The organism is Actinoplanes sp. NPDC048791 (genome assembly GCF_040650095.1).
Classification (GTDB): Bacteria; Actinomycetota; Actinomycetes; order Mycobacteriales; family Micromonosporaceae; genus Actinoplanes.
In genome coordinates this window covers 1-1,032 of record NZ_JBEZGQ010001749.1, presented here as the reverse complement: position 1 = coordinate 1,032, position 1,032 = coordinate 1, and the positions used below count along the sequence as shown (strand labels likewise).

The 1,032-nt window shown below is 74.5% G+C and carries 2 protein-coding genes; both read left to right on the top strand.

The genetic code is table 11. From position 1 onward, the window contains the following. Window positions 1–605 (top strand): alkaline phosphatase D family protein (locus AB0C29_RS50165; protein WP_360835688.1); only part of this gene is annotated, 605 nt, incomplete at its 5' end. Window positions 606–614: 9 nt separating this feature from the next. Continuing rightward, the coding region (locus tag AB0C29_RS50160) for a hypothetical protein (RefSeq protein ID WP_360835686.1) at window positions 615–1,032 on the top strand (418 nt) is incomplete at its 3' end.

The window sequence follows — 1,032 nt, the reverse complement described above, 5'->3', positions numbered from 1 at the left end:
ACCAGGCCTGCGGCGACGGGCTGCGGACCGGCTGCGGGCAGCGCGACGACCCCCGCCGCACCCTGCTCGGCGCGGCCCAGCGCGGCTGGCTGCTCGACGGCATGCAGCGGGGAGGCGCCCGCTGGAACCTCCTGGCCCAGCAGGTGATGATGACCGAGTGCCGCTACGGCGGGGACCCGCCCCTGCTCGACATGGACAAGTGGGACGGCTACCGGGCCGAACGCGACCGGATCCTGCGGACGGCCGCCCGGGTCCCCGGCACCGTCGTCCTCACCGGCGACATCCACTTCAACTACGCGGCCGACCTGCGCCCGGACTTCGCCCGGCCGCAGTCGCCGGCCGTGGCGGTGGAGCTGGTCGGCACGTCGATCTCCAGCGGCGGCAACGGTACGGACAGCACCCCGGTCCTGGACCAGCAGCGGCGGGACAGCCCGCACCTGCTCTTCGCCAACGCCCAGCGCGGCTACGTGCGCTGCACGCTGACCCGCGACACCCTGCGCGCCGACTACCGGACGCTGCCGTACATCAACCGCCCCGGCGCGCCCGTCGCCACCCGGGCCTCGTTCGTATCCCACCGCGACCGCCCGGGCCTGAGCCCGGCCTGAGGGACAACCATGGACCGTATCCGGGCACACCGTGCCGCCGCCCTGCTCGCCGTCGTCGCCACCGCGGTCTGCGGCCCGGCGCCTGCCACCGCCGGCCCGCCCCGCACCGGCGTGCGGCTGTCGGTCGGTCCCGAGACCCTGCCGATCACCACCGGGCAGTGCAACGGCGGGCAGCTCCTGGTACGCCTGACCAACAGCGGCCGGACCCCGGTCTACGCCGACGCCGTCATCACCGCACCCGAGGCCCTGCACCTGCCCCGGCGGCTGATCTCGACGTGGCTGCCGGCCGGTTACACCCGTACCGTGCCGGTGGCGGTCAGCGCCCCGGCCGGAACGCCGGGGCCGCAACACCCGCAAACAGCTCACCACCGCGGCGCTGATCATGAGAGTCTCACTGATCGCGACGAGCTACGTGACGACCGTGCTG